The sequence below is a fragment of the Streptomyces sp. NPDC060198 genome (genome assembly GCF_042728415.1).
In the GTDB taxonomy this organism is placed as follows: domain Bacteria; phylum Actinomycetota; class Actinomycetes; order Streptomycetales; family Streptomycetaceae; genus Streptomyces.
Window position 1 is genome coordinate 1 of the sequence record NZ_JBHWZJ010000455.1, and the last position, 4,971, is coordinate 4,971.

At 71.8% G+C, this 4,971-nt stretch carries 4 protein-coding genes; 2 read left to right on the top strand and 2 right to left on the bottom strand.

The features are described 5' to 3' along the window. Positions 1 to 43: 43 nt before the first annotated feature. Complete coding sequence (locus ACFWEP_RS31485; protein ID WP_387375221.1) at positions 44 to 1,384, bottom strand: LCP family protein; 1,341 nt, start codon at positions 1,382 to 1,384, stop codon at positions 44 to 46. Between the two features lie 117 nt (positions 1,385 to 1,501). On the opposite strand from ACFWEP_RS31485, the gene ACFWEP_RS31490 reads away from it, so the two are divergent. Then, positions 1,502 to 2,128 (top strand): acyl-CoA thioesterase, encoded by a 627-nt coding sequence (locus tag ACFWEP_RS31490; protein WP_387375222.1) that lies wholly within the window; start codon positions 1,502 to 1,504, stop codon positions 2,126 to 2,128. 57 nt (positions 2,129 to 2,185) lie between these two features. Here the strand turns inward: ACFWEP_RS31490 and ACFWEP_RS31495 are convergent, their stop codons facing one another. Continuing rightward, positions 2,186 to 3,565 (bottom strand): LCP family protein, encoded by a 1,380-nt coding sequence (locus tag ACFWEP_RS31495; protein WP_387375226.1) that lies wholly within the window; start codon positions 3,563 to 3,565, stop codon positions 2,186 to 2,188. A 331-nt stretch (positions 3,566 to 3,896) separates the two neighbouring features. On the opposite strand from ACFWEP_RS31495, the gene ACFWEP_RS31500 reads away from it, so the two are divergent. Next, positions 3,897 to 4,919 (top strand): glycosyltransferase family 2 protein, encoded by a 1,023-nt coding sequence (locus ACFWEP_RS31500; protein ID WP_387375224.1) that lies wholly within the window; start codon positions 3,897 to 3,899, stop codon positions 4,917 to 4,919. Positions 4,920 to 4,971: the final 52 nt, after the last annotated feature.

Genomic DNA, 4,971 nt, shown 5'->3' on the forward strand with positions numbered 1-4,971 from the left:
CCCCGCGCGGGGTCCCGGCTCACGCGCGTGCGGTGCGGGGCGGTCAGCTGCCGGTGACCGTCACCTTCTCGTCGTTCTTCAGCTGCTCCACGAGCTGCTTGACCTTCGCCTTGTCCCAGACGAGGTTGCCCCCGCCGGTGCTCTGCCCCGAGAGCGGGATGTTCATCGACGTACCGTCGCCGCCGGTGACACCCTTCATCGCGAAGAACATCCGGGCCAGCGACCAGAGCGACATGTCCTTGTCCACCACGAGGGTGTCGAGACCCGCGCCCAGCACTGGGTACAGCGTGAACGGGTTGATCAGCGTGGACGGGGTCGCCGTCTGGCTCGCGAGCGCCGCGAGGAACTTCTGCTGGTTCTTCGTACGGTCCAGGTCGCTGCCCGCGAAGGCGTAGCGGGTACGGACGAAGGCGAGGGACTGCTCACCGTTCAGCGTCTGCTTGCCCGCCTGGAAGTCGGCACCGGAGTTCTTGTCCTTGAAGGCCTTCGGGATGTCGAGCTCGACCCCGCCGATCGCGTCCACGATGTTGGCGAAGCCGCCGAAGCCGATCTCGACGTAGTGGTCGATGTGCAGCCCGGTGTTGTACTCGACGGTCCGCACCAGCAGCTCCGGGCCGTCCTCGGCGTACGCGGCGTTCAGCTTGACCGTCCGGCCGGTGCCCTCGTACCTCTTGCCCGACTCGGACCCCACGAACGAGGGGATCTCCACGTTCGAGTCACGGGGCAGGGAGACCAGCGTCGGCCCGTTCGACCCGTTGTGCAGGATCATCATCGAGTCGGTGCGCTTGCCCTCGGCGGAGCCGGTGTGCAGCTTCTTCTTGTCCTCGGCCGACATGCCTTCGCGGCTGTCGGAGCCGACGATCAGGTAGTTGGTGCCGTCGCCCTCGGCCGGGCGGTCGATCACCTTGGAGAGGTCGACCTCGCGCTTGAGCTTGGAGTCGGCCCAGAAGTACGTGGAGACGGAGACCGCCAGCACGACGACCACCAGGGCCAGCGCGCCGATCTTGATCCGGCGCCGCCAGTCCGGCGCGGGCCGGCCCTGGACGTAACCGCCGTCACCGCCGCGTCCGCCGCCCGGCCCGTGCCCCGGTCCCTGGCCATGTCCCTGCCCGGGCCCCTGGGGTGTGCCGTAGACCTGGCCGGTGTTGTAACCGCTGTCGTACCCGGGCGCGGCCTGGCCGCCCGCGCCGTACGGGTCGCGGCGAGGGGCCTCGGGGGTGCCGTACCCCGGGCGTCCCTGCGGCTGCGGCGGCACCTGGGGCGCCCGCGGCGGGGCGGGACGCCGCTGGACACGGGGCATGGAGCGCGCACCCTCGGGCTCGGGGGCTGCCGAGCCCCGGCCGTAGCGGTCGCTGTCATCGGTCCATCCGGGCCTGTCACTCATGGACACCAGTCTGCCGCGCCCGGGTACGGGTATTACAGGGTGTGAGAAGAAACGGTTCAGGGCTGTTGCGAAGCTGATGCAAATTCGGTCACGCATCGGCCGCATACAGTGGACGTCATGACAAAACTGGTCAATCGCTCCCAGGACGAGAGCAGCCCCGAGGGGGGTGGCGCCCCCGAAGACGGCACCCGGACCCCTCGCGAGGGCGGCGACGGCGTCGGTGAACTCCCCGGCAAGCCGACCGAGGCGTCCCGCACCACGCTCAGCCACATCATGACCGGCAGCGACACCAACCTCCTGGGCACGGTGCACGGCGGTGTGATCATGAAGCTGGTGGACGACGCGGCCGGTGCCGTGGCGGGCCGGCACTCGGGCGGACCCGCGGTGACCGCCTCTATGGACGAGATGGTGTTCCTGGAGCCGGTCCGGGTCGGCGATCTCGTGCACGTGCGCGCCCAGGTGAACTGGACGGGCCGCTCCTCGATGGAGGTCGGGGTGCGCGTGATGGCCGAGCGGTGGAACGAGTCGACCCCCGCCCAGCAGGTCGGCAGCGCCTACCTCGTCTTCGCCGCCGTCGACGCGGACGGACGCCCCCGTCCCGTACCTCCGGTGATCCCCGGCACCGAGCGCGACAAGCGGCGCCACCAGGAGGCCCAGATCCGCCGTACGCACCGGCTGGCCCGGCGTCGGGCGATCAAGGAACTGCGCGAGAAGCGCGCCGCGGACGGCATCGACGAGAGCTGAGCCCTGCGGGGCCGCGGGCGCCGGCCCCGGCCGCCGCGGCGCCGGGGGGGCCCGCGCTCAGGGGCAGACGACGTCGTCTCCCGTGACGGCGTGGAAGGTGCCGCGGGGCACGGTCTCCGCGCGCACCGGCACCACCACCGTCCCCCCGTCCGCGCCGACCGTCACCCGCAGCGTGGCGCCCTGGCCGGCCACCGCCCGCAGCTCGCTGCCCGGCAACGCCGTGGCCAGTGACTTCGCCGAACGGTCCCAGCGCGGGTCGTAGGTGATCAGGGTCCGCGTGAGGGTACGGACCGTGCCGTCGAGGGGGGCCGCGGTGGTGTTGAACCCGGTGGCGCGCAGGGCGGCGTCCAGCTTCTTGCCGAGACCGGCGTGCGGGGTGCCGTTGTAGACCTGCACCCGGATCTGCTGGGGCGCCACGTCCACCACCGTCGCCTTCGACGCTGCCGGGGCGGCGGCCGGCTCCGCCGAGGTGAGCGGCTTGTCCTCGCGCAGCGTCCGGAACAACGCCGCCGCCCGCGCGGTGTCCCATTTCACGGTCGACCCGATCCCCTTGACCGGGAAACTCGGATCGCCCACCGGGACGGAGGCGAACTCCGACGAGGCCGCCGTGAACCCGCGCATCGCCGACCCCAGCTCCAGCATCTGCTCGGTGCCGAACCCCTCGTCGGCCCGTACCGACCCCAGCATCGCCGAGACGACCTGCTGGAACTTCACGGGGTTCAGCAGCACGCCCTTGCTGGTCGCCCGCTCGATCACCGCCGCGACGAACTTCTGCTGCCGCTGCATCCGCCCCAGGTCGGCCGCCCCGTCGACGTGCCGGGAGCGGACGTACTGCAATGCCTCGCCGCCGCTCAGCGCGTGAGTGCCCGCCGGGAGATCCAGGCCCGTGTACGAGTCCTTCAGCGGTCGCACCGTGCAGATCTCCACGCCGCCCAGCGCGTCCACCGTCTTCATGAAGCTGGTGAAGTCCGCCTCCAGATAGTGGTCGATCTTGACCCCGGTCAGCTGTTCCACCGTGCGCACGGTCAGCGTGGGCCCGCCCTCGGCGTAGGCGGCGTTCAGCTTCACGGGGTGGGTGGCGTGCCGCTTGCCGGTCGTCTTGTCGGTGTGCGCGGGGATCATGGCGTAGCTGTCACGCGGCAGGCTGACCACGCTCGCGCGCCGCCGGTCCTGGGACAGGTGCACCAGCATGAGGGTGTCGGTGCAGTGGCAGGGGGCGCCGCCGAGCCGGAACTTCTTCTTCTCCTCCGCCGTGATGCTGTCGCGGCCGTCCGTGCCGACGAGCAGCAGGTTCATGCCACGGCTCCCGGCCGGTCGGTTCTTCATGTCCCGGAAGGGGTCCACACGGCCGATGCCGGTCTCCAGCTGGGTGACCACGGCGTGGCCGATGCCGCCCGCGCCCAGTACGAGGACCGACAGACCCGTCGCCACCCGCATCCCCCAGCGGGGCCGCTCGTCCTGCCGGCGCGATCTCAGCGGCCCGCCGGTCCTGGCCGTACCGCGCCGCGGCGGGACGCGCCGGGGATGCGGTGGACGGGGCGGCCGGGGCGGCGTGGTCACGAGAGGGGAACCTCCGGGCGATCCGAGGCGTGCGGGGACCGTCCGTACGGTAAGTCCATACGATCTCCTTTCCGGGCTGCCACCCGGCGGGACGCGCCGGTGTCCCCCGTAAGCGGTAACGTGGCGGCGCGCACCACCAGCCGAACAACCGCCGTCTCCCGTGGTGCGACCAGGAGCCCGGCGCCCCCGAGGACACCCCGAGGACCACATGTCTGCCGCGCACTACCCCGCCGTCTCAGTGATCATGCCGGTGCTCGACGAGGAGCGGCACCTGAGGAACTCGGTCCGGCACATCCTGGAACAGGAGTACGCCGGTGAGATGGAGGTGGTGATCGCGCTCGGCCCGTCCACGGACCGCACCGACGAGATCGCCGCCGAGCTGGTGCGCGAGGATTCCCGCGTCCACACCGTCCCCAACCCCACCGGACGCACCCCCGCCGCCCTCAACGCCGCCATCGCGGCCTCCCGTCACCCGATCGTGGTGCGGGTCGACGGGCACGGCATGCTCTCCCCGGACTACATCGCCACCGCCGTCCGCCTCCTGGAGGAGACCGGCGCCCAGAACGTCGGCGGCATCATGCACGCCGAGGGCGAGAACGCCTGGGAGGACGCCGTCGCCGCGGCGATGACCTCGCGGATCGGTGTCGGCAACGCCGCGTTCCACACCGGCGGCCAGGCCGGACCCGCTGAGACCGTGTACCTGGGCGTCTTCCGCCGCGAGGCGCTGGAGAAGGCCGAGGGGTACAACGTCGAGTTCATCCGGGCCCAGGACTGGGAGCTGAACTTCCGCATCCGCGAGGCCGGCGGGCTGATCTGGTTCTCGCCCGAACTGAAGGTCCAGTACCGCCCCCGCCCCTCCGTGCGGGCGCTCGCCAAGCAGTACAAGGACTACGGCCGCTGGCGGCACGTGGTCGCCCGCTACCACTCCGGCTCGATCAACCTGCGCTACCTCGCCCCGCCGACCGCCGTCTGCGCCATCGCCGCGGGCATCGTCGTCGGCGCGGCGGTCACCCCCTGGGCGTTCCTGGTCCCGGCCGCCTACGCCGCCGCCATCACGGCCGGTTCGCTGCCCGCGGGCAAGGGGCTGTCGCTCAAGGCCCGCGCACAGATCCCGGTCGCGCTCGCCACCATGCACATGTCATGGGGTTACGGTTTCCTCACCAGCCCGCGCTCGCTGGCCAAGCGGGTCATCGCCGGCCGCCGTCCGTCGCTGAGCGGGCAGACCGTCTGACGCCGGCCCACCGGGCCGCAGTACGTACGAGGGAGGGGCTCCACCGCGACGG